The sequence below is a fragment of the Pseudomonas sp. GM84 genome, assembly GCF_000282535.1.
GTDB lineage: Bacteria > Pseudomonadota > Gammaproteobacteria > Pseudomonadales > Pseudomonadaceae > Aquipseudomonas.
The window spans coordinates 13,920-37,684 of the sequence record NZ_AKJC01000043.1; the positions used below are offsets into that span (position 1 = coordinate 13,920).

Below are 23,765 nucleotides of genomic sequence, written 5' to 3' on the forward strand. Positions count from 1 at the left end.
AGGCGAACAGAAGAGAACCTGCATGCAAGACATCGTCAGTCGTCTTGAACAACAGCTGTCGCAAGACATCAGCCGCATCCACCAGCCGGACAGCAACTCGGCCGCTCGCCATGCCGCTCAACGCTTGCAGGCCGTGGCCGAGCATGCCCCGGCATTTCTCGCCGTGCTGGCCGAGCCCTGGCTCGATTGCCCGGTGAGCGAGCGCACAGAGCAGCTTCTGCTCGACTGTGCACGTATTCATCTCTACGCCCGCATCCTCGATGATGCGCTCGATGAAGGCCTGACCGTGTGCCGACAGAACTTGCTGCGGGCGCAGCCGATGTTCTGGCAAACCGTGCAACGTATCGGCGCACGTGTCCCGACCCGCGTTGCGCAGGAGGCCGAACAGTTGATTCAAGAGACAGTGTCAGCCGTACTGCATGATGATCTGCGCGGTGATCCGCAGTACTGGGGCCCGAAAAACCATCACCTGTTGCTGGTGCCGTTGCTGCTGTCGGAGAACAGTGCAGCGTACCAGGCTTGCCGCAGCGGGCTGTCGAACCTCATTGCCCTGGTACAAGCCGGCGATGAGTGGAAACAGGGTGTATTGACTGACGTTTCACTGCGCGCCGAGCTGCTCGATTTCGTCACGCAATGCCTGGACCCTGAACAACTCGCCACACTGAGTCGCCTCGGCTGGCAGGGTGCCGCTGAACGCATCGTCTGGAACGCCGATCAGTTGATCAGCGTGCTATCTGAACCTTCCTGCGTATGAATGCCATGACTGCCAATGCAATACCTCAAAACATCGCCTTTAGCCGTTCACTGAGGGTCCAGCAGCACTTGCTGTCCTTCACTGAGCAAATGATGAGCACCAGCGGTGTGGAGGACGGTGTACTGACTGCCCGGTTCGTCGGTGAGTTTTCCGCCGGCAAGACGCGCCTGCTGGGAGAACTGTTCGGCGAGCAGATTCCAGAGGCATTGCTGCCGATCAGTTCACGCGAGCGCCAGACCCGACTGCCATTGGAAATCACCTTTGGCGATTCGCCGGCGCTGACCCTGATCCAGCGTGAGCATGACTACTCGGCGGCAGAAGTTGTCGAAGCCTTTGCTCAGTTTCCGGAACGCAACGAACTGGCTCACCTGGACCCGATGTGTCACCGATTGCGCCTGACGGTCAACGAGCCTCGGCTGGTCTTGCCGGAAGGCGATGGCTACAGCGACGACAAGCGCCCCAAGCGCCTGTTCCTGATCGATACACCCGGTTGGAATTCGGGTGACGACGAGATCGCAGAGCAGCGCGCCGCGTTGCAGATGACCGGCCACCACAACCTTGCCCTCGTCTACGTGACCCATGCCGCCCGGCTGGACGGCGCGACCAACGCCGATCACCTGAAAGACTTCATGTCGGCGCTGGCAGAAGCCGATGACGAGGCCAGGTTCCTGGGCCAGGCCAAATTGGTGATGGTCATCACCCACTGCCCCGACAAGGACGCGGCCCACCTGAAACAACGCGCGCAAAACCTGGCCTGCCGGTTGTGGGAGGAACTTGACCGCGCAGCGAGCGAGCTGGAGCTCGACATTTTCTGCGTAGACTTCCCGGTCATGTCCGGCGGCGACTTGCAGCGTTTTCGCGATCAGTTCTGGCATCGCTTGCTCGCCCCGCTGGGCCGCCCGCCGGAGCCTGTCGACAGCCACCCATGGGCAGCAACGTTCAAACGCTGGCCCGCTGAGTGGGACATCACCCCCTACCTGCTCGAGTCCGCGCAACTGCTTGAGCGTGGTAAACGCCTGCTGGCCCAGGCACGTGTCGGTGGAGAGTTCGTGGCAGGCATGAACATGTACCGGCTGATAGGCCTGAAACCCGCCGAAATCCGCGAAAAGGTGTTAAAGACCTGGCTCAAGCAGTTGGCAACCGATGCCGCAACGCTCGAGCACTGGAGTGTTCCCGCCCTCGCTAAAGGCCATCCGTTGTTTCAATGGTGGAAACACTACTGGCAGGTTGAAATGAAGCACTTGCTGACTCCGGTCAGTAACTTTTTTGCTACCGCTCAGCGCACAATCAAGCGCCTGGAGCACGATACCGAAGATCTGCAGCAACACCTTGACCAACAACTCAGCGAACCGTACGAATCGGCCCTGGCTGCGCTTACCGGCAGTTTCGCCTGTCTGGTAGGTGGCCTGCCGGTGCTGTGCAGGGAACATGGGATCGAACAACGCATTGCAACGCTGTTGTCGCTGTCTTTACTGCAGAGCCGCTACGAAGATTACTACTTCCATCATCGGGCACAGTTTGCAGCCGCCACCTGAAGCAACCGCAGGGATGAGGCCAGGGTTGCCCGGCCTCTACACGCAGACCTCAGGTAACGACCCAATGCGCGACAATGCTCTTGACCAGGTGCCAAGGCTTCCACAATGAGATGTGTTCCATGACACGACTGGAGGTTCCCATTACACCTGCAACGGAAATGTACAAGAACCACTTCTTCAGCAGTCTGAACAGCTTCCTTTTGGTTCGTCGTAGCAATTAACACATCCTGAACCGTGTTCCTGTCCCCAAAAATGAAAAAGCCCGACGCTATGTCGGGCTTCTGCATCACTCCCCAACACGCGCAGGAATGACAGGATCGAAAAATAATCTGTCATGCGGCCATGCGAAGTCAAGCGGCATGCTTATACGCAAGCACCACGCTGGATTCTCGGAGAGTTGGCAAAACCCTTCTGGTCCGCCCTCTGTTGTCATCGAATGGGAAGTCAATGACGCCCAATGAAAAGCATCCTAGCGATACATGTGGATACTGAATCGCTCGGTAACGATAAAGCGTTACGCAAAGCCGGATGCGCGCCCCTGTTCCCTGGCGGGAGGCAATCAAACGCATCCCAAGCAATCAAAGGGAATATTGGATGAAACTCAGTTTTATTGATGGCGCACGCCTCAGTCGCCGGCGTGTGCTGCGCGATGCCTTCGCCCTCGCAATGGCGACCAGTCCATTAGCCAGCCTGGTCAAGGCGGCCGAAGAACCCGCCGAGGACGTCAGTGTTACCGCAGGCCCACGGCCCTTGGTGCAATACCCGCAGAAGCGACCTCTGACGCTGGTAACCACTCGCCCCCCGCATCTCGAAACCCCGTTCCGCATCTTCAACGAGGGCCCCATCACCCCGAATGACGCTTTCTTTGTCCGTTACCACCTGGCCAACTTTCCTACCAGCATTGACCCGGATACCTACCGCCTGACGATCAAGGGCTCGGTCGATAAATCCCTGTCACTTTCCCTTGCCGAGCTCAAGGCGCTCGCCGAACCGATAGAGGTGGTGGCCGTGAACCAATGCTCGGGCAACAGCCGAGCGTTCTCGATGCCTCGCGTATTCGGGGCCCAGTTGGGCAATGGATCCATGGGCAACGCCCGCTGGGTCGGCGTGTCGCTCAAGACCGTCCTGGAAAAAGCAGGCGTGAAAGCCGAGGCGAAGCAAGTGACCTTCGACGGCCTCGACAAACCGGTGCTTTCAAGCACGCCGGACTTCACCAAGGCCCTGGATATCGACCATGCCATGAACGGGGAACCCATGATTGCCTGGTCCATGAACGGGACTGAATTACCCTTCCTCAACGGCTACCCCATACGCCTTGTGGTGCCGGGCTATTTCGGCACCTATTGGGTCAAGCACCTGAGTGAAATCGAAGTGCTCGACCACACCTATGAGGGGTTCTTCATGGCGAAGGGCTACCGCGTGCCAGACAACGACTGCCTCTGCGTCGCCCCCGGCACCACGCCGGCCAAGACACGGCCGATTTCCAAGTTGCCCGTGCGCAGCTTCATCACCAGCGTTAGCCACGGCGATGTATTGCCGCTAGAGCAATCCGTAGTGCTCAAGGGCATTGCCTTCGATGGTGGTGCCGGCATCAGCAAAGTGGAGGTCTCGATCGACGGTGGCAAGCAGTGGCGCGCTGCCGAACTTGGGCAGGATCTTGGCCGCTTCTCCTTCCGTGAGTGGACGCTGCCGATCAGCTTCGCCCACCGTGGCGCGACACAGCTGATGGTGCGGGCGTCCAGTAACGCGGGGGAAACCCAGCCACTGCGAGCCGACTGGAATCCTGGCGGCTATCGCCGCAACGTCGTGGAAACAACCCACGTGACCATTGCCTGAGGGGGTAGCATGCATCGCATCACATTCCTGCCCGCCTTGCTCTTTGCAACGCAGGCTTGTTGGATCGCCACGGCGGCGGCAGAACCGCTCACGATCAAATTGCCGCCGGAAACGGCTGCGCTCAAACCCAGTTCGCTGCCGGGTTATGCCTTGGCGCAACAGAAATGTTCAACCTGCCATTCAGCCGACTACATCAACTTCCAACCGCCCGGTATGAGCCTGGAACAATGGACGGCAGAAGCGGGCAAGATGAAAAACACTTATGGCGCGCCGATCAGCGATGAAGATGTGAGCATCATCGGCGCCTACCTGGCGGCGACCTACGGTTCTGCCCATGACAACGACGCCGGGGTGCAAGCGGCCTCTTATCCATCGAAAACCGAGGCCACTCCCGTTGCAAAAAACGATGCCATGTCTTTGCTGCAGAACAATGCCTGCCTTTCGTGTCACGCCGTTGATCACAAGGTGGTGGGCCCGTCTTATCACGAGGTGGCAGCCAAATATGCCGGCGACGCGCAGGGGCTGGAGAAAGTGACATCCAGTATTCAGCAAGGCGGCAGTGGCAAGTGGGGGAATGTGCCCATGCCGGCTTTTGCGCAGTTGAAAGCGGATGATTTGAAAAAGCTGGCGACGTTTATTCTTGAGCAGTAAACAAATCCGGACAGGCAATGACGAGCGTGCGGCCTATCAAGGCCGCCCTTTGATTTCTTGGTCCTTACCCATATGCTCACCGCTTGATGTGGCTGCCCGGACGCAGCTGCCGTTGGGATACAGGGAATGGCATGACAAGGCTCACCAAACTTCGAGTTTTGCTGACACTGGGCGCGATCATTGGAATCGCACCGCTCACCTACTCTTTCATCGGGGGCACGCTGTTTCTGGCGGTACTGCTTTTCAAAGTTCCGGAGTTTGTGGTGCCCGTCTTTCTGATTTCCACGGTAGGCCTGTGGGGCTGTTGGAAGGCCTATGCGGCGGCCATGGCGCGCGAGCCGAAGCTACCTCTGGACCGGCGAGTTGTCGCAGCAGTCATCATTGCGATCATCTGGGGACTGCTCTGGGCAGGCGGATTGGGCTGGGTCAGCGCAGATAACGAATTGGAATGGGATAGCGCTATTACGCTGCTGCTCTTCCCAATGCCTGGATTGACGGCGGCGGTCATGCTCCTCGTTACTCACCGAAGGGCGCGTTTAGGTTCAGAAGATTGCGTTGCGGCAACAGCTGACTGAGTGGATGGCAAAGAAGGAAATGGAAATGAGCCTCGACTGGCACGCTGGACCGATCACCCGCGCTACCCCGATAGACACCGGCTACCGCAACACACAGAAGGTGCGGCAGTTTCTGGTGCGTGAGTGTGGCGATGCTTTCAAGTTTGATCGCGCCTTCATGGCCTGGATCAAGAGCGGGGCTCCAGCCAACATGGGCGAAGTTGCGGATGAATGGCTGCGTATCCACATGCTTTAGGGAACAGTCGGCGCTAACTGAGGCCGCGTGCTTCAGCGGTTGATTTTTCCCTATCGAATGGACGATTTGTACATGAGTCCCGGCGAGCCTGTCGAAGTGTTTAAGTTAATCGCCGAAGCTCTCGCGTTACATACTGTTACGCCTAACGGCTAAAAAAATCAGAATTAGCTGCTTTCTTGTAGGACATTTCCCAAAGATACTGCCGACGCCTGTTTTTCGTTGCGCACGCAAAAAGTGGACTCTAGTCTCGGCACGTCGCTGTCACTCAGCGACTGGGTTAGCCGCCCAAAAAACGTCGGACACCACAGCCGTGCAATACCGAGCAATCGGCATTCGCGCCTCTATGGCGGCTGTGCGTGGGGCACCTTCGGGTGCGCCGGGTGCCTGACGTCCCGGTCGGCTAACCCGCGTACAGCTGCCACCTATTCGTTTAGCCGCGTTTGGTGGTTGCTCAACTACGACAGGAGCCACACCATGCTGAAGATCGTTCCCGATCCGCCACACAACGCTCACTCCCTCGAAGACACGCTGATGGTGGCCGCTGACTACGCACTCTGCGCGGAAGTCGTTGCCCAACAGGCGATGTTGATGCAGCCCAAATCACCTGTGTCCTTGCTGATCATGGCGTCAATGCACGAGCTTGATGCCCTGCGCAAATTGCTCGAGTCGGCACTGGTTCAAATACAAAAGCCAGCCGATCCGCAGACAATGCATTAGTCCGCATCATGATCCGCCTGGCCTGACCCTTTCGCAGGCTTGCTCCCTCGCACAGCACCGTCCCTGAGGTTGTAGACGACCCTCAGGCGATCAGTGAAACCTGTGGGAGCCCGGCTTGCCGGCGATAGGGCCAGCCCAGGCATCTACAACTTCAGGGAGATCAAACAATGGCCACCGAAGAAACCCATTTCACTGTCGGAAAAATCACCTTCTACCAAGGCAATAACCAGACCCATCCATTGTTCCGCATCGAACCCGGCATCCCCTGCCAGAGCGCCCGCGAACAGGCCTCGGAACTGATGGGCTATGCCCGCGACCTGTCCATCGACGGCCTGATCGAAGACAAACCCCAGCTACTCTGGGCCTCGCACTACCTCTGCGCCCTGGCCAAGGCCCTGCTCGACGATGCCGAACTGGGCATGATGAAAACCCCTTGAAGCCCCAGCCCACAGGCCCACCGGCGCCCCGCTCGGCGCGGTCCCCCCGGTGGGAGCCGCGCTTGCCGGCGATGGGCCGCAAAGCGGCCCCAACAATTTAAACCCCAGCGCCGACACCCAGGACAACTCACTCATGCCCCAAGCCAACATCACAAACAGCCGAACCAGAAGTAATCCCGATCATAGTTACGGCCCACCCCAGCGGCTGTTCACTGTCATCCCCGGGATACCCATCAAGCAAGCCAAAGCCCAAGCCTCAAAACTGATGGACTGCGCCCGCTATCTCAATCACACCGGCGTCATGCTGGGCGACCACCGAATGGTCGCAGCATCCCACCACCTCAATACGATGGTAAGTGCGCTATTGGACCATCTTGAAGTTGAACTCCCCTCACTCTCGAAACCATGCTGATCGGTAGTAAGGCCGATCCAGTTCGGCCACAATCGATCACTCAGTTCAAGCTGGGACGCACCGCATGCTCACCACCCTCGCCATCGGCAACTACCGCTCGATCAACCATCTTGTACTGCCGCTAGGCCAACTCAACCTGGTGACCGGTGCCAACGGCAGCGGCAAATCCAATCTGTACAAAGCCCTGCGCCTGCTCGCCGAAACCGCCCAGGGCGGCGTGATCGAAGCGCTTGCCCGTGAAGGCGGACTGGATTCGACCTGGTGGGCCGGGCCTGAGATGAGTGCGCGCATGAAGCGTGGCGAGGTGCCCATCCAGGGCCAGCATCCGCGCGAAGCCAAACGCCTGCGCCTCGGTTTCGCCACCGAGGACTTCGGCTTTGCCATCTCGCTCGGCCTGCCGATTCCCCTGCCCTATCCCACCGCATTCATGCTCGACCCCGAGATCAAATCCGAAGCCATCTGGGGCACCGGCGCCTACCGGCCATCGTCCTTGCTGGTAGAGCGCAAGAACGCGATGGTTCGTGCGCGGGAGGGAAACGGTTGGACGGTGCTGGATCAACATGCCGATAGCTGTGAGAGCTTTTTCAACATCGTTGGCCGCCCACGCCAGGCGCCGGAGATCGGAGAGCTGCGGGCTTTCATCAACAGTTGGCGGTTCTACGATCACTTCCGCATCGACCGCGATGCGCCCTGCCGTCAACCGCAGCTGGGGACGCGCTCGCCGGTTCTGCATCACGACGGACGCAACCTTGCCTCGGCGTTGCAGACCATCATCGAGATTGGTGAGGTTGAAGACCTCATGGCAGCACTGGAAGATGCGTTTCCTGGTACTCGCCTGGAGATTGATGCTCCACCGGGTGGGCTGTTCAGCGTGCGACTGCACCAGCATGGGCTTTTGCGCCCGCTGGGTGGTGCTGAGTTATCGGATGGCACGCTGCGTTATCTGCTGTTGATGGCTGCGCTGCTGACGCCACGGCCGCCGTCGCTGATGGTGCTCAATGAACCGGAAACCAGCTTGCATGCTGACCTGCTACCTGCACTGGCGCGACTGATCATTCGCGCTTCTCGCCGTAGCCAGGTTTGGGTCGTGTCTCACAGTGCCCCGTTGATTGAGGCGCTGCGGGCGTGTGACGGTTGCAATGTGTTGGAGCTGGAGAAGAACCAGGGGCAGACTCAGCTACGCGGGGTTCAGTTGCTTGATGAGCCCCTGTGGCGATGGATTGATTGATCCTTACAGCATCGAGGGACGAAGGATCTAAATAGGCGATGTTGGTCCAGACCTTGTTTGATCGAGGCGGTCCAACAACCGGACCATCATTTCCAGTTCGTCCCCCATAGCCCCTGATTGAACCAGTTCGTTGATACAAGCTTGAACAACCGGAGACCATCGCTGCTCTGCTTGCTGCTTCAGTGAATCGAGCAACTGCAGTCCACCATAGCCTGCATCCATGGCCACATCCATTTCCGCCTGAAAAGATGATGTGATCTCCTCATCTAGGCCAATGGCCACTTGCTCCTCTTCTTGCTCACCATGAGCACTTTCAATCGTCTTGGGCTGCACAGAAGCCGAGAGGGAGTTTATGAAGTCACTGGCCCTTTGGCTCATTCGTTGCACAGTGCCCAATTGAGTGTTTCGTCGGAGCGTGCATGGCAGAAAGAAGCTCACTTGCTCCCCATAACCGAGCACTGCATCCCCCCACTCACGTAGGGTTGTTTTTTCCTCACCGCGTGGATAGTTCTTTCGCGCTCGAAGCCGAGTAACTACCGACTCACTCAAAGTACTCGGATCAACCAGAACCTTGTATTTGCGCAGCAGGTCATAGGCCACCTTCTGGGCAGGGGGCAACAGACTCGAGTCAACCTCTAGAGACAGCTCTCCACGATCGCTAATATCTGCCGCGCCCACAAGACTCAACAACTGTGAAAGATGATTGTGCTGACTCGTAGCGTCGGGAATGATCCAATCAGAGACCAAAGCTTGAGCCCGACTGATGGACTGAGCGTGTTTCTTTTGATCAGTTGGCATTCATGTTGTTCCTGTGCGAAAAGTAATTTCGAGTCTTTGGTGAAGCATTAAAGACAGGTGCTGACCAACTGCAGCACAGCAATCGTAGGTACAACCACCCCACCGGGGCTTAAGGACTCTGCTTGGTCAGGACAACTCGACGTCGGAGCAGCTAGGGCGGAGCACTACTTAAAGATTTGATGCCACAGCGTTTTCTGACCTGCCACGAAAGCCGTCCAGCGATAGCCTTTGATCGCCCGCGAGAAGGAACCGCTGTACTCGGAAAGCTATCGTTGGCATTATTGGCACAACGCCACCACAGCGCAAACTCTCTTGGTTCAGGCAGTTGGATATGGAATTAACGGTGCGGGTCATGATGGCCGGTCGTGAGATTGACCGAATAACACGGGCCCATAAGATTCTCGATGGGGATTTCTTCGTTTGGTACCGACGAAGAGAATGGCTCGTCGAGGAAGGTTGCATCCATGTCGATGCATTGCCTGAAGTACCTGCTGCCCTGGAAAACCCAGCCCTTCTTGCCGACCTCAGACCGTTCCTCGATCTCATCGACAAACCTCTGACAGTAGGTCTTACTGACTGTACAGCTCTGCTGCGGTCCAGATTTCCAGAAGTGCCTGATGCTACCGTGATCTCCATAGCAACACTCACGCAGCTGGGGCTCAAGCTTGTCGCAAAGGAGGTCCTCATGGACTTCCTTGAGCTGCAAAATCAGTGTCGATCACATGCTGAGCTAGGGCCTTTCGCCTCCGAGCACGTTTTCACAGAGGCAGAAGGCGCTTCGCCCTTCGAATCGGCAGATATCAATTTCACAGAACGGCCGGACACGATAGAGGGAGAGGGAGACTGGTCTCTCGACTGGCAGCCCGAGCAAGGATGGAATGCAACCGAGATAGACGATACCGAGTTGCGCAATCTTGCTACAAAAACACAAAAGCTGATCGGCTCTCATGTAGCTCTGGAAACAGGCCATCGCATCGAAAGCCTGGGCGAGCTACCGGACTCTGACGACTGGCGGATTATCGTGCCCACCAGTGGTGACATGGAAGTTCTCACCGACGCAGCGCCTGAGTCTCGGTTACCCTTGGGAGATAATCCCGCGCCTCGAGCGACCATGCCCGCCGTTGCAGCCACGAGTTCGATGCTACCCTCGCCACATTTGGCCTTCATTGTCGAGAAAACAGCTGCACTGGGCGAGGCAGCCCTTGAGGTACTAAGGTATTTTGCCGACAACCCCGACGACAAAAGCTCACATGCCGAGCAGTTCACCGGCATTCCGCGCGGAATGATCAACGCCCTGCTTACAGGAACGCTGAGTCGCTATGTGGAAAAAACAAATTCAGGTGGCTGGGCATGCCATACGTGGGTGCAGGATGTTCTAGCCGTCATGGACGGCAACCTCGAGTGACGTCAGGGACTGTCAGCCTCCGGCCCAGGCATACTGAGCATCTCCAACAGATGTCCGAGAATTGTGGTCGGATTTTTCAGCTCGCATTCCCATATCGTGAGCACTCTCCATCCATCCGCCCTGAGCGCACACCTGACACGAGCGTCCCTCTCGACATTGTGAGCGAGTTTCGCTTGCCAGAAGTCTGTGCGGGTCTTGGGAGTGGTGGCGTAACGACATCCCTCGTGGCGATGCCAGAAACATCCATGGACAAATATACAGGTCTTGAATCTGGGGAGTACAATGTCCGGGCTTCCCGGAAGATCCCGACGATGAAGCCGAAATCTGTAACCGTTGGCATGGAGAAACCGCCGTACGATCATCTCAGGTCGTGTGTTTCGCCCTTTGATACCCGCCATCATGCGAGAGCGCGTTGCCGTGTCAACGATATCCATCCTTCACCCTTTACAGCAGCGTGAGTTCATGAGTCGTACCAATCCCATCCAGGTAGTGGATCTGTTCGCAGGGCCCGGAGGCCTTGGAGAAGGCTTTTCCTCTCACTTGAGTGATGGCACTGAAACCTTCGAAATCAAGGTTTCAGCCGAAATGGAGACATCTGCAAGATCGACACTTCGACTTCGAGCGTTCTACAGACTCCTCAAGCGCGACCTCCCGGAGGCTCTTGAAGACTATTATCACTTCTGTGAAACCGCAGATGTTGAGAATCCCTACACCAAGCGAAGCCACTCCGCCTGGAGACACGCTGACAATGAAGCCCAGCAGATCGAACTCGGGACAGCCGAGGGCAACAGCAAACTGGATGGCCTTTTAGAGCATCGCCTTGATGAGTCCAAACCATGGGTCCTGATTGGTGGCCCGCCTTGCCAAGCATATTCTGTCGTGGGACGAGCCCGAAACCAGGCAAAGTCCGATTACAAAGCAGAAAATGATCACAGACATTTCCTGTACCGGGAATATCTGAGGATTATTCAACGCAAACGGCCCGCCATTTTTGTGATGGAAAACGTCAAAGGTATTCTGTCGTCAACAGTGGGCGGCAACCAGATGTTTCCACAGATCCTGCGCGACCTCGCAGACCCGGACGCGGCATTCGGCGAAAGTACTACCGGACCTAAATATCGCATTTGCTCGCTTGTCACTGATGACATCTACGAGAGCGGAGCCGATCCGGACAGCGTATCACCTGCAAATTACATCATCCATGCAGAAAGATTCGGTATACCTCAAGCCCGACATCGAGTGATTCTGCTCGGTGTATCCGAGGAGTATCTGGGTGCGGTGGCTGATCACAAGCTCCTTGCAACCGCGCCCCCCACTATCGACCAAGTCATCGGTAACCTACCGCCCCTGCGCAGCACATTGACTCGCCAAGTCGATTCGCCTGAATTGTGGGCTGAAGTAATCAGGCAACATCTCGTAGAGCTGGCAGAGTCATGCAGTGACCAGAACCATGACACTGCAAGTGGAGTCATGCTGGCGCGCCGTCTCGGCATCATGGCTGACAGTTTTAGCAGCAATGATTGGACAAATGGCGGGCTGCGAATGCTGAAGCGTCCAGAGTGGAGCGGCGAGACCGGTACTCACCTCGATTCATGGCTTCATGACCCCAAACTTCGCTTCTGGCTCAATCACGAAGCCCGGGGGCACATGAGCTCCGACTTGCGGCGCTACGTCTATGCTTCAGTCTTTGCCGATGTAAAGAAGGGGTCACCGAAAGGGCATCAGGACTTCAACCTACCCGGCCTCGAGCCTGACCACAAGAACTGGAAAACAGGGAAGTTCAGCGATCGTTTCAGAGTGCAGCGGGCGGGGATTCCATCGACAACAATCACCAGCCACATAGCAAAGGATGGCCACTATTTCATCCACTACGATGCCAAGCAATGTCGTAGTCTGACAGTCCGCGAAGCAGCGCGACTGCAGACTTTCCCGGACAACTACTTTTTCCTCGGTAACAGAACGCAGCAGTTCCATCAGGTAGGTAACGCGGTACCACCACTTCTCGCGCGACAAATTGCCGATATCGTTGCGCGGATTTTAAGAAGCGGTAAGAGCTCGGGCAATCAAGTAAAGCTGCCGATAAAGCAGTTCCGCATGTTCGAAACGGAGAGTTGATGTGGAGCCATCCCCTTTCAAGAGCCGCAGTGCTCCGCCCAAAGCCAGTGCGATGGTCGAAGCTCTGCGTGGACTGGGATACAACGTGCAAACCGCACTGGCGGACATAATCGATAACAGCATTGCTGCTGGCGCCAACGAAGTCCGCTTGAAATTTGAGTGGGCGGATGAAGCAAGCCTGATATCTTGCCTGGACAATGGCAGGGGCATGACGGAGTCAGAGCTGGATCGAGCGATGAGACTCGGGGAGCGCAATCCATTGGAGGAGCGCACCTCAGCGGATCTCGGCCGCTTCGGAATGGGACTGAAGACGGCCTCTTTTTCCCAATGCCGACGACTGACAGTGGCAACCACAATTACAGAGGGAGAGGTGCACTGCCTTCGGTGGGATCTGGATTTTCTTGCCAGTAGTGCAGATGATGGATGGCATCTTCTGGAAGGCCCCCACCCAGGATCCGAAGCGCACATTTCCAGACTATCGAAGCAGCCATCCGGCACGTTGGTACTGTGGGAACTGCTGGACAGAATTGTGACCAAAGGAAGCACCGTCAAAGACTTCCTCAACTTGGCCGACAAGGTGGAGCAGCACTTGGGGATGGTGTTTCACCGCTATCTGGAAGGGAGCAAGCCCCGATTAAGGATTCTGCTCAATGATCGCCCTGTAAAACCATGGGACCCTTTCATGAGCAGTCACCCGGCCAAACCATTCAATCCCCCGCCCTTCCGGCATCATTCCGCAGTTGGAATAGTAGCCGAATGTCACGTGCTTCCTCACAAGGACAGGCTCACACCTTCCGAATTCGATAATCTGTCAGGCCCGGAAGGATGGACTGCACAGCAGGGATTCTACGTTTACCGAAACGAAAGACTGCTTGTGGCAGGAAGCTGGCTCGGATTAGGCTCCGGTCGCTCTTGGACGAAGGACGAAGCGCATAGGCTCGCCCGTATTCGTCTTGATATCCCCAACTCTGCTGATGCGGACTGGAAGATTGATATTCGGAAGTCCACTGCACGACCGCCCGTGTATCTTCGATCTTGGCTTACCAGCCTTGCAGAGGAAACAAGAAGTCGTGCCAGGCGAGCTTTTGCACACCGTGGCAAGCCTATTTTGATGGGCAACAAGCAGTTGATCGAAGCTTGGAGGGTCGAGCAACTTTCCAGCGGCGTTCGCTACCGCATCGACAGCGAGCACCCGGCAGTTCGGGCAGTGTTGGATGAAGCCGGCATGCTGCTGCCGCAGATCAAGGCAATGATGCGTGTAATCGAGGAAACTGTGCCGGTTCAACGTATATGGATAGACACCGCAGAAAGCAAGGACACTCCTGCCACCGGATTCGATCAGACACCTCCTGAAGAGGTGTACGAAGTTCTCAACATCATGTATCGAAGCTTTGTAAAGAAAAAAGGCTACTCTCCCGCCTCGGCCAAAGCCCAGTTGCGTATCACCGAGCCTTTCCATGCTTTTCCCTCCCTAGTGGATTCCCTTCCCGATAATATCTAATGGAGCTAGTCGTCTGATGTCCGAGGAAAACAAGTGGACTGTGATTCAGGTCGTCCAGACCATGCTGGGCGAGTTGGATGAAAAAACCCTGATCACACCGGAGTTGATCTCCGATCATATCGACAAGGTGCTGAGCATCATGCCGAAACGCGCCATCGGCCTGGACCGTGATGCAGTCACCGAAGAGCTTATAAGCCGTTTCAGCATTTGGGTTGGTGATGACGCCTCCCTGGTCAACATGGAAGGGCATGTCCCTTGGCTTACTGCCGAGCGAAAGCACAACTGGCGGTACTGGCAGAGGTATCGCGAATGGCAGGAACGTAAACTGCCATGGAAGGCCATGGAGGGTCTGGACAAGACAACAGACCAGACACTCTCCATGCTTGAGGATCCGAAACGCGAGGGAACCTGGGACAGACGCGGCATGGTGGTTGGTCACGTGCAGTCAGGCAAGACTGCCAATTATACTGGTCTGATCTGCAAAGCTGCCGACGCAGGCTACAAGATCATTATCGTGCTTGCCGGGCTACACAACAATTTGCGCTCGCAAACTCAGATGCGCCTGGATGAAGGCTTCCTCGGATACGAAACAGCGGCCAGCAAAGATGGCAGCCATCGCCTCATCGGGGTGGGACTGATCGACGGCTCTCACGACCAGCGCCCCCAATATGTGACAAATCGCTTGGACAATGGTGACTTCAACCTGAAGTTCGTGAAAAATCTTGGTGTCTCACCTGAGGAGAAGCCTTGGCTATTTGTAGTCAAAAAGAACAAATCCGTTCTAACCAGGCTGCTGAAGTGGATTCACAGCCATGTCGCACGCACCACTGATCCAGAAACAGGCAGACGGTTGGTAACTCATCTGCCTCTGCTGATTATTGATGATGAGGCGGACCATGCCTCGGTGGATACTGGTGAAAACGTCATTGGCGACGATGGCAAGCCTGATCTCGAACATGAGCCGACGGCGATCAACAGACTTATCCGGCAAATTCTGCATTCATTTGCCAGGAAGGCCTATGTTGGTTACACAGCGACTCCTTTTGCCAATATCTATATACACGAGCATGGTGCTACGGAACGCGAGGGGCCTGACCTCTTCCCGTCAGCGTTCATTACTAACCTTTCTGCCCCGTCGAACTATGTCGGACCCTCTCGCGTATTCGGACTTGCTGGGGAGAACGGTCGGGACGGTGCGCTCGACCTAGTACGCACTGTAGAGGATCACTGCTCCGAGGATGGTCGAAGCGGCTGGATGCCCGTCGGACACAAAAGTGTATATACACCTCAAGATGACATGCCTGCTTCACTGGTAGAAGCTATCCAGGCGTTCATTCTGACATGCTGCATTCGCCAGTTACGCGGACAACAAAACGAGCACTCGTCAATGTTGGTCCATGTTACGCGATTCAATCTGGTCCAGCAGCACGTGCATCGGCAGATCGAAGATTACGTATCGCATCAAAAGCAGCGCGTAACGCGTAAGATAGATCATGAAGGATTCGTCTCAGACCTTCGAAAACTTTGGGACAATGACTTCCTTGCAACAAGCCAAAGAATTGCAAAAGAGACCTCTGAGGACATTTATCGCAACGTCCCCGGTTGGGACGAGATCGAATTACTGCTGCCCAGCGTGCTGGACGAAATCAAGATCCGGATGATTAACGGCACAGCCAAAGACGCCTTGGACTACGTCGAAAGCACCGATGGATTGAAGGTCATTGCAGTCGGCGGTGACAAATTAGCTCGCGGACTAACCCTTGAAGGCTTGTGTGTGAGCTATTTCCTGCGCGCCTCCAAGATGTACGACACGCTAATGCAGATGGGGCGTTGGTTTGGATATCGCCCGGGCTACCTGGATCTCTGCCGCCTCTATACTACGCCAGATCTCGTCGAATGGTTCGAGCACATTGCCGACGCAGCGGAGGAGCTTCGTGCAGAATTCGACTACATGATGGAGAGCGGCCTTACGCCTCGCGACTATGGACTGAAGGTCAGATCACATCCCGTTCTGATGGTGACCTCTCCGCTAAAAATGCGGACAGCCAAGACACTCTACCTTTCATTCAGTGGGCAATTACTGGAAACAGTCAGTTTCTTCAAAGATGAAGAAAAATTGACATCCAACTTGAATGCACTTCGCTCACTTTCCAAGGCGCTTGGTGCTCCCGGAGATATTCCGCCGCAGGAGCGTAACGGTCGGCAGGATAGATGGAAAGGCGTGAGCTGGACTGGTGTGGCTGCTCAGCATGTCATCGACTTTCTCCGAGCCTATCAGACCCATCCTGACTCTCGAAAAGTACGTAGCGAGATTCTGGCTGACTTTGTGGAAAAAATGAGCTTGTCGGGTGAGCTGAACGCTTGGACTGTTGCAATCATTGGCGGGGGCGAAAAAGCGGTCGAAGACATTCCAGGTTATCCCATAAACCGGATGAAACGTACCAACAAGGCACCGGCGGCAGAAGACAGATACTCGATAGGGCGAATCTTGTCTCCGCAAGATGAAGCAATCGATCTCGATGAAAGCTCATGGAATGCTGCTTTACGATTGACGCAGGAAGCCTGGAAACCGGATCCAGCGCGGGCCCGTGGGCAAGAACGTCCAGAGGTCCCGAGTGGCCCGTATATCCGACAGGTTCGAGGCCTGGGCAAAGGCGTGACTGCCCATCCAGAGCGCGGTGTGCTCCTGATTTATATTCTGGATCCGGAAGTCAGCAAAGTTGAGAATGTCAAAACCCCAGTAGTTGCATTTGCTATCAGCTTCCCGTCAAGCGCCACGAACCAATCAGTACCATATGTAGTCGCAAATCTTCTTTGGGAGCAGGAATACGGTGGTAGTGAATAGCAACGGGGTCTTGAAAACATGGAAAGCCTTGCATGGTGAGCTCAAGACGCCTGGTTGGCGATCCATCGATCTGTTTCAGGCCGGCACCTGCCTGATCAAATTGGCGCGGCATTCGCCGAGCGGCCATGAAGCAGTATTGATAGGCTTCGCTAACACGAAATTGGCGCCCACCCCCCTACTTCCCAAAGGACAAGGTTTCCGGATGGAACGTGCTACTTTGGGTGAAACATCTGGTGCCCGTCAGTGGCTTGCAATAGTAAAGCAGCCCTCGGGATGCATTGACTTGTTTGCTGCAGTAGTCGCTGACATCACTGCGCTGATGGCTGCAAATGGTGACTGCAGCGAAGACTTGCTTCACCAACGCCTCATGGGACGGGTCAGAGGTTGGCAGGAGTTCATGCGTAAAGGGCAAGAGGGCTTGAGCAAGGAAGCCGAGCAAGGACTGATAGGAGAACTGTGCTTCCTCAATCATCTCATTGAGTCAGGTATGCTCACCTATTCTGTGGTTGATGGATGGAAAGGCCCCGCGGACGGTCTTCATGATTTCGTTGTCGGCATGGGCTCCATAGAAGTCAAGTCCACGATTGGCAAGGAGGGATTTGCAGTACGAATTGCCTCACTCGATCAGCTTGACGACTCTCGAAGCTCTCCCCTTTATCTCGCAGGAGTCCGCCTGGAAATCAGTGATCGAGGGAGAACGCTGACAAGGTATGTCACGGACATTCGGTCCACGCTGGAACCCGATCCGGCAGCTTTGGCTTTATTTGAAAAAGCCCTACATGATGCCGGCTATCTAGACATGCATTCTGAAAATTATTCCAGAAAATTCCTGCCAACCGAACTGAGAATTTTACTTGTGGACTCAGACTTCCCCAGACTGATTCCATTTAACACACCGCCAGCTATTTGCTGGGCGCAATATGAAATTGACCTCTCCTTGATAGCGACCGATACACTGGCGCTACCGGAAGTCCTTGAGAAGCTTGGAGTCATTTGATGGAATTGGCGGAATTCCTGCAGGATACACAAACAGCTATCAGAGATGAGCTGAGCAAGGATTTTATACCTGGTAAAATGCCTGTTTCTGCAGAAGAGCTTTTCACCGAGCAGGTAATGAATCATCTGAGCGACCAAGGGATTACGTTTGACACCAATGTATGTCATTACGAGGCCAAAGTCGGGAGACACAAAGTAAAACTAAGCGGCTACTCTGTATCAGACACCACAGATGACGCAGGCAACCCAGATCGACTAGATCTTTTTGTAAGCCTATACAAGGGATTGGAAGAAATCGAATTGCTCGCTGACCAAGAAGTCGCTCGAGTAGCAACTCAAGGCATCCATTTTCTCAGATTTTGTGCTAACAATCAGTTATCCAAGCAGCTTGACGAGACCAATAACGTTTATGCATTAGTTGCAGAGGTTGAGCGAATTTTCGCAAACCTCGATAGCATCAGAATTTTTATCATCACGGATGCACGAGTCAAGACTCGAGACTATGCACCTCACGAGGTAGAAAACAAACAAGTTCGCATAGAGGTCATGGATATTCAACGCCTCTTCAACCACTTGCAGCAAGGACACTCCAGGGATGAGCTTGTCGTCAATTTTCCTGACTTGTGCGGCGGTCCATTACCTAGCGTCTGGGTGCCCGGATCTGCCAAGGATGAGTATGACTACGCTCTAACAGCTGTGCCTGGTAACGCGCTCCGTGCGCTCTACGAAAAGTATGGTCCTCGCATTCTTGAAGCGAACGTTCGCTCTTTCCTAGGAGTCGGGGCAAGAGGAGTCAACAAAGGAATCCGGGACACTCTCCGTGATACACCTGATCGCTTCATGGCTTATAACAATGGCATCGTGATTGTAGCTACCGCCAGCGAGCTGGGACGCACCAGTGATGGATCGGTTGGCATCTCCTCACTTAAAGGCATGCAGATTGTCAACGGCGGCCAGACCACTGCTTCCATATACTTTGCTAAACGAAAACAGCCCGACCTGAATCTAGACCACGTAAGGGTACCTGCAAAAATCATCGTACTGCGCTCGGAAAACAGCGATTCGGATGAGTTGATTGCAAAAATTTCCCGCTTTGCGAATAGCCAGAACGTGGTCAAACAATCCGACCTTTCTGCAAACAAACCCTTCCATCGCGAGCTGGAAAAAATGTCGATGCGGATCTTCTGTCCGGACGGTATAGGCAGATGGTTTTATGAACGCTCGGCAGGCAGCTACAAAGTCATGCTGGAGAAAGATGCAACTACGCCCGCGCAAAAAAAGAAGCTGCAGTCCGAAATTCCGCCGGCGCGAAAACTGACAAAGCCCGACCTTGCAAAATATCTATTCGCATGGGGACAGAAGCCCAATATCGTCAGCCTCGGATCACAGAAGAATTTTCAAACTTTCATGGACGAGCTTACAGAGCGCGAAGAAGCCGGCGAAGATATTTTGCCAACTGCTGAAAGCTATAAAATAATGATTGCCAAAGCGATTATTTTCAAAGCAGCTCAACGCATCATACGCCCCATGTTCCCTGCATTCCAGGCAAACATTACTGCTTACACTGTTTCACTACTCGGGTCCACCCTCGGAGCAGGTTTCAGGTTTGACTTGGTATGGCAGGGGCAATCCATCTCCCCTGAGCTTGGAGAGCAGATAGCAATCTGGGCCAAAGAGGTCGATAAGGCTTTGCATAAAGGAGCCGCAGGCAGAATGATATCCGAGTGGGCAAAAAAGGTCGAATGCTGGGAACAGGTTAAAACTCATACGTATACTAGTCCGCGAGGCAACATTCCAGAAATCAACTGAGAATCGTCAGGAGACCAACGGCACTGGTCTCCTGCTACTTAACCCGTGAATTCCAGAGAAACGTTCAAGATAATCACTAGGCTCTGTACGAATCCCGAGAAATCTAATCGGCACACCTCGAAAGCTGAATGTTTTAGAGCTTCCAGCCAACTACGGAAAAGAATTCTGTGATGGCAAAGCGTTACGAACTCTCGGATGAAGCCTAGACTGTAGTTGCCGATCTCTTCACCGAAAACCATGGTCGAGGGCGACCCCGCCTGAGAAACCGCTTGGTGCTCGATGGCGTGCGCTAGGTGCTCTGCTCGGGTGCTACGTGGCGAGATATGCCGGAACGCTTTGGCCCGTTGTCAACGGTGAATCAACGACTTCGGGCTGGCGAAACCGGGGCGAATTCGGTCATATGCTTAAACGCTTGAACCTGAGATTGAATGAGCAAGGCTGGATCGATTTACAAACCTGGATGATCGACTCAACCGCAGCACGCGCAACTCGGGCCTCTCCTGGCGCCGAAAAAAAGGGGACCTGACGAGCCTGCCGATCACGGTCCAGGCCGCATTCGTGGTGGCCTGACAACCAAAATCCACATGCTCTGCGAGGCGAACGGGCCACCGTTGCGCTTCCGCCTGTCAGGCGGTCAAGCCAGTAACATCAGCTACGCCCAACCACTGCGGGACGAGGTCAGCATTCCATCGAGTCAACGTGGCCGCCCTCATAAACGCTGCAAATGGTTGCTTGCCAACAATGGCTACGACGCTGCGACCTATATCGAATGCAACAGGTCATCCCGCTGCGCTCAATGAATCGCAAACCCAAGCCCGGCTTACCCGGACTGTTTGATCTGCCCAAGTACCCACAGCGCAACATCATCTAGCGCATGTTTGGCTGGCTGAATGAGAACCGCCGGATCGTGACACGCTTCGACAAGCTCACGAAAAGCTATGCCTCCGTGTCTCACTGGCTTGTTCTATACGGTGTTTTCGACATTTCTTTTCGAACAGAACCTAGAAGGTCGCTTTTGGCTTCCCTTCCCAGAGAATGCACGTGGGCAAGCCGTGGAATTGATGGTCGGCGTGCGGACCTGCAGTACCGGGCCGATGGAAGAAGGTCCGCAACCGATTTGGTTTAAAACTTTTGAATGCACCGGCAAAGGCAGTGCTGGATGACCCCGAGCTAAGCGTGAAGCGCTTGACATTCAAGCTTACCTATTTATGAGCTACCCTTTATGGGTCTTCTCCAATACAGGACGTTGACCATGAATCTCAAATATCAACTGGCCCTTTCAATAATCATTACAACCGCCCTCGGCTGCGCAACATCGTCAAATAATGTGGTAACGCTTACCCTTGATGCTACCCGGCAAAATACAGGACAAATCGCCAATGTCACGCTGAGCAGCCAAGACACACAGACCGGCTTCACGTTCTTCATCGGTGGCGTTCCGAATGGAACCACCCTACCCTTGCGCCTCTACACGTTCATAAACAAAGGTAGCTGCCAGCATCCCGGGCCAATGGCATACGCAATGAATGATCGCGTCGACACCGACCGCATGGCAAGAACGCGTACATGGACGTACTCAAGAACCGCAAATGTCATGATGTCGGAGTTGTTTGCCCATGAATACTCCATTGTTGTCCGAACAACACCAGCCGACGGCAATATCGATATCTTCTGCGGAAATATCAAGAAAGAGGCACTGTGAAATAGGCAGACCCATTCTCTAGCCCACCGCACATACAAACCTAATCAACACCTAAGTTGGTGCGGTCATATTCATAGCCAGTGAATGAGTGGAAATCCCTTCCCCCGAACACCATGACGGCAGAGGCTCCTGCCTGGCGCTGCTGGGTAGTGATGGCGTACCTGGTGTCTCGACGGCCGGCGCGCAGTCATTCGATTTCTCAGCCCAGCCCACCAACAACTAACTCAGTAGGGTCGAGGCGTTGCTGCGTGCTCAATCGCCACCCAGTCGGCTTGCTTCGACCTATTTGGCTCACAGCGGATTCGGACCGCTCTCAATGTCATTCCAAAATACTCTATGAGCCATCTTGATAGCTTCCCTGCGTAGATCTAATACTTAGCCTCATGCCAGGGGAGGCACGGAAAATGCAAAGAAGATTCGTTATCGTTCCCGCCGTACCTATCGAGAAAGACTCATTTCAATCAGGAGCTCGTTTCTACGCCAACACCGTATCTGGGGGCTTCGACATCTACGACAACCAAGAAAAAATGCGCCGCAAGCCAAGCTATCCGACGAGGACACTGGCAGAAGCCGCCTGCGCAGAAATGAACGAGACCTGTCGAAATCCCGACGAACTCTTTACGCCAATGAGAACTTGTTGAAACGCCACCCAATGGCGCGCATCGGGTTTGTGGCGCGCTAACCCGCCTGAGATACAGCCCCACGACGGGCAACGGCATACAGGACTACGCCAGCTTGAGCGGCACGTCGAACTCTGTACGCACGTGACCGCTCATGACCAGATCGAAGGAGCCGAACGCGGCGATAGCCAACAGGTAGATCGAGACGGCATAAAGTGGCTCATCAATCGGCCGTATGCGCCGGATGTAGTCATAAGTTGCAAGCATCTGGATGTTGGGGCCGCTTCGCGGCCCATCGCCGGCAAGCGCGGCTCCCACAGGCACAACGTAAGACTGGAGGCTGGTGATACATCTGTGGGAGCCGGCTTGCCGGCGATGAGGCCGGCACTGGCAACAGAACTTTCGCCAGCTCTCCCCCCTCGCGCGTCAGCACGGGTGCGCTTATCCACGGTACAGCCCCGATGAATTGATCAGCACATTATTGGATGATGCGCACACCAGCAATACAGAGCCCTCATTGTAAGGCTCTCTTCAAGCCTTCCTTAGTCAACCCATGTGAAGACGCCAAAATTCGCTTGCTTCGAAAGTTTATGGCAATCTGCCGCATCCTTTGAAAACGCAAACCCATGAAAAACATAATTTTCAAGAGCAAGCTAATGCCCGAAATTTCAGCCGAGAATGCCAGCCTGATTCATGCCATTGCTATGACAACCGCCATAATCGCCGCATTGATCTCGGCTTGCGCGGTCATCTTGGCGCAACTTACGTCCGACGTTCAAATCAAACACTTGGACCGGTCCATGCCAGATACCAGCCAACTCATTCCCAAAGCCAATGAGTCCAGCGCGCAGTCTCAGTTGAAAATCGACGCGCTCATCCAACAGAACCAGGAGTTGACCGCACGACTGGCAGCAGAGGAACAGGCCCGGCTGAAAATCGAAGCCCGCCTCCAACCCAGGAAGTTGACGGCGCAAGCGCAGGCAGCGTTCAAGGCATTGGCTGTAGCGCTGGCCAAGGACAAGGCCACCCCAACCGTACTGCTGAACATCGTCAAAAATGATGACGAAGCACTAGCGTTCTCAAAGCAGATCGCTGTAGCCATGATGAAAGCAGGCGTACGGGTTCAGATAAAGCACTTGATGCACACGAAAGAGGCCACGGGAGCTCATGTAGTGCTGTACAACAGCCCGGGTAGCCAACAAATCGAGAAAGCCTTCATAGCGGCCAACATTGCTTCGCAGATCACGCGGTCTTCTCAAACACCAACGATCCGCATCGACGATCAGGATACGCCCGCAATCAGTGCGTTCATTACCGTTTATCCTAAGGACTTAGCGCTTACCGTCGCGCCATGAAGGCCAAGCCCCCATGAACAGAATGACGGCGGGTATCTGGAGAAACAGTAAGTAGGCCCCAGGCTTCACGGAAACCAGCCCTCCCCAAATGCCCATCAAAGCTGCGCCGATCCATAGTCGGCGCTTCGGCGTCAGCCACTCACGAACCCTTTTCAATTGATTGGCTGCCACTCCCACTCTCCTTGTTTGGTAAGCGGCGAAGCATATCACCTGCAGCAGTGGCTGCTCATTGAGTGGCA

At 55.0% G+C, this 23,765-nt stretch carries 22 protein-coding genes and 1 pseudogene; 20 read left to right on the forward strand and 3 right to left on the reverse strand.

The annotated features are described in order from the left end of the window. Positions 1 to 22: 22 nt before the first annotated feature. The 10 genes from PMI38_RS03180 to PMI38_RS03220 all read left to right on the forward strand — a co-directional run bounded on the left by PMI38_RS03180 (position 23) and on the right by PMI38_RS03220 (position 8,380). Positions 23 to 754, forward strand: coding sequence for a hypothetical protein (locus PMI38_RS03180; RefSeq protein WP_157214837.1), 732 nt, complete (start codon positions 23 to 25; stop codon positions 752 to 754). A gap of 92 nt (positions 755 to 846) precedes the next feature. Next, the gene (locus PMI38_RS03185) at positions 847 to 2,289 is read left to right on the forward strand and encodes a dynamin family protein (protein ID WP_043272893.1); all 1,443 of its coding nucleotides are present in this window, start codon (positions 847 to 849) and stop codon (positions 2,287 to 2,289) included. A 594-nt stretch (positions 2,290 to 2,883) separates the two neighbouring features. After that, on the forward strand, positions 2,884 to 4,125 hold the full coding sequence (sorA, locus tag PMI38_RS03190; protein ID WP_008090581.1) for a SorA family sulfite dehydrogenase catalytic subunit: 1,242 nt from the start codon (positions 2,884 to 2,886) through the stop codon (positions 4,123 to 4,125). Between the two features lie 9 nt (positions 4,126 to 4,134). Further along, positions 4,135 to 4,776 (forward strand): SorB family sulfite dehydrogenase c-type cytochrome subunit, encoded by a 642-nt coding sequence (gene sorB / locus PMI38_RS03195; protein WP_008090583.1) that lies wholly within the window; start codon positions 4,135 to 4,137, stop codon positions 4,774 to 4,776. 131 nt (positions 4,777 to 4,907) lie between these two features. After that, positions 4,908 to 5,351, forward strand: coding sequence for a hypothetical protein (locus tag PMI38_RS03200; protein ID WP_043272895.1), 444 nt, complete (start codon positions 4,908 to 4,910; stop codon positions 5,349 to 5,351). Between the two features lie 25 nt (positions 5,352 to 5,376). Further along, positions 5,377 to 5,586, forward strand: coding sequence for a DUF6434 domain-containing protein (locus PMI38_RS03205; protein WP_008090585.1), 210 nt, complete (start codon positions 5,377 to 5,379; stop codon positions 5,584 to 5,586). A 474-nt stretch (positions 5,587 to 6,060) separates the two neighbouring features. Then, on the forward strand, positions 6,061 to 6,303 hold the full coding sequence (locus PMI38_RS03210) for a hypothetical protein (RefSeq protein WP_008090587.1): 243 nt from the start codon (positions 6,061 to 6,063) through the stop codon (positions 6,301 to 6,303). A gap of 167 nt (positions 6,304 to 6,470) precedes the next feature. Continuing rightward, positions 6,471 to 6,740, forward strand: coding sequence for a DUF3077 domain-containing protein (locus tag PMI38_RS03215; protein ID WP_008090589.1), 270 nt, complete (start codon positions 6,471 to 6,473; stop codon positions 6,738 to 6,740). A 133-nt stretch (positions 6,741 to 6,873) separates the two neighbouring features. Further along, positions 6,874 to 7,152, forward strand: a complete 279-nt coding sequence (locus PMI38_RS26310) for a DUF3077 domain-containing protein (RefSeq protein ID WP_081502497.1) — start codon at positions 6,874 to 6,876, stop codon at positions 7,150 to 7,152. 64 nt (positions 7,153 to 7,216) lie between these two features. After that, complete coding sequence (locus tag PMI38_RS03220; protein ID WP_008090590.1) at positions 7,217 to 8,380, forward strand: AAA family ATPase; 1,164 nt, start codon at positions 7,217 to 7,219, stop codon at positions 8,378 to 8,380. Positions 8,381 to 8,407: 27 nt separating this feature from the next. On the opposite strand, the gene PMI38_RS03225 is transcribed toward PMI38_RS03220, so the two are convergent. Further along, entirely contained in the window at positions 8,408 to 9,178 is a 771-nt protein-coding gene (locus PMI38_RS03225) for a hypothetical protein (protein WP_008090593.1), read from the reverse strand. 331 nt (positions 9,179 to 9,509) lie between these two features. Between PMI38_RS03225 and PMI38_RS03230 the strand changes: the two genes are divergently transcribed. Next, positions 9,510 to 10,583 carry a hypothetical protein gene (locus PMI38_RS03230; protein WP_008090595.1) on the forward strand — a complete coding sequence of 358 codons (1,074 nt, stop codon included), beginning with the start codon at positions 9,510 to 9,512 and terminating at the stop codon, positions 10,581 to 10,583. Positions 10,584 to 10,585: 2 nt separating this feature from the next. Here PMI38_RS03230 and PMI38_RS26315 read toward each other — a convergent pair whose 3' ends face one another. Further along, positions 10,586 to 11,017, reverse strand: a complete 432-nt coding sequence (locus PMI38_RS26315) for a very short patch repair endonuclease (RefSeq protein WP_081502498.1) — start codon at positions 11,015 to 11,017, stop codon at positions 10,586 to 10,588. Positions 11,018 to 11,045: 28 nt separating this feature from the next. On the opposite strand from PMI38_RS26315, the gene PMI38_RS03235 reads away from it, so the two are divergent. The 8 genes and pseudogenes from PMI38_RS03235 to PMI38_RS26325 all read left to right on the forward strand — a co-directional run bounded on the left by PMI38_RS03235 (position 11,046) and on the right by PMI38_RS26325 (position 22,192). After that, positions 11,046 to 12,698 carry a DNA cytosine methyltransferase gene (locus PMI38_RS03235; RefSeq protein ID WP_008090597.1) on the forward strand — a complete coding sequence of 551 codons (1,653 nt, stop codon included), beginning with the start codon at positions 11,046 to 11,048 and terminating at the stop codon, positions 12,696 to 12,698. A gap of 52 nt (positions 12,699 to 12,750) precedes the next feature. Further along, on the forward strand, positions 12,751 to 14,199 hold the full coding sequence (locus tag PMI38_RS03240; RefSeq protein ID WP_043272898.1) for an ATP-binding protein: 1,449 nt from the start codon (positions 12,751 to 12,753) through the stop codon (positions 14,197 to 14,199). A gap of 16 nt (positions 14,200 to 14,215) precedes the next feature. After that, positions 14,216 to 17,044: a Z1 domain-containing protein gene (locus tag PMI38_RS03245; RefSeq protein WP_008090602.1), complete on the forward strand. Its 2,829-nt coding sequence runs from the start codon at positions 14,216 to 14,218 to the stop codon at positions 17,042 to 17,044. Then, entirely contained in the window at positions 17,037 to 18,041 is a 1,005-nt protein-coding gene (locus PMI38_RS03250) for a PD-(D/E)XK motif protein (RefSeq protein ID WP_157214838.1), read from the forward strand. Before PMI38_RS03245 ends, PMI38_RS03250 begins: the two co-directional genes overlap by 8 nt. Continuing rightward, positions 18,041 to 19,849, forward strand: a complete 1,809-nt coding sequence (locus tag PMI38_RS03255) for an AIPR family protein (protein ID WP_008090607.1) — start codon at positions 18,041 to 18,043, stop codon at positions 19,847 to 19,849. Before PMI38_RS03250 ends, PMI38_RS03255 begins: the two co-directional genes overlap by 1 nt. Positions 19,850 to 20,019: 170 nt before the next feature. Further along, a pseudogene (locus tag PMI38_RS26320) lies at positions 20,020 to 20,854 on the forward strand (IS5 family transposase). 247 nt (positions 20,855 to 21,101) lie between these two features. Further along, positions 21,102 to 21,551 (forward strand): hypothetical protein, encoded by a 450-nt coding sequence (locus tag PMI38_RS03260; protein ID WP_008090609.1) that lies wholly within the window; start codon positions 21,102 to 21,104, stop codon positions 21,549 to 21,551. A 404-nt stretch (positions 21,552 to 21,955) separates the two neighbouring features. Next, positions 21,956 to 22,192 (forward strand): hypothetical protein, encoded by a 237-nt coding sequence (locus PMI38_RS26325; RefSeq protein WP_008090610.1) that lies wholly within the window; start codon positions 21,956 to 21,958, stop codon positions 22,190 to 22,192. Positions 22,193 to 22,276: 84 nt separating this feature from the next. Here PMI38_RS26325 and PMI38_RS03265 read toward each other — a convergent pair whose 3' ends face one another. Next, positions 22,277 to 22,489, reverse strand: coding sequence for a hypothetical protein (locus tag PMI38_RS03265; RefSeq protein ID WP_338010086.1), 213 nt, complete (start codon positions 22,487 to 22,489; stop codon positions 22,277 to 22,279). A 308-nt stretch (positions 22,490 to 22,797) separates the two neighbouring features. Here PMI38_RS03265 and PMI38_RS03270 point away from each other — a divergent pair, with 308 nt between their 5' ends. Next, entirely contained in the window at positions 22,798 to 23,526 is a 729-nt protein-coding gene (locus PMI38_RS03270) for a hypothetical protein (protein ID WP_157214839.1), read from the forward strand. Positions 23,527 to 23,765 lie beyond the last annotated feature (239 nt).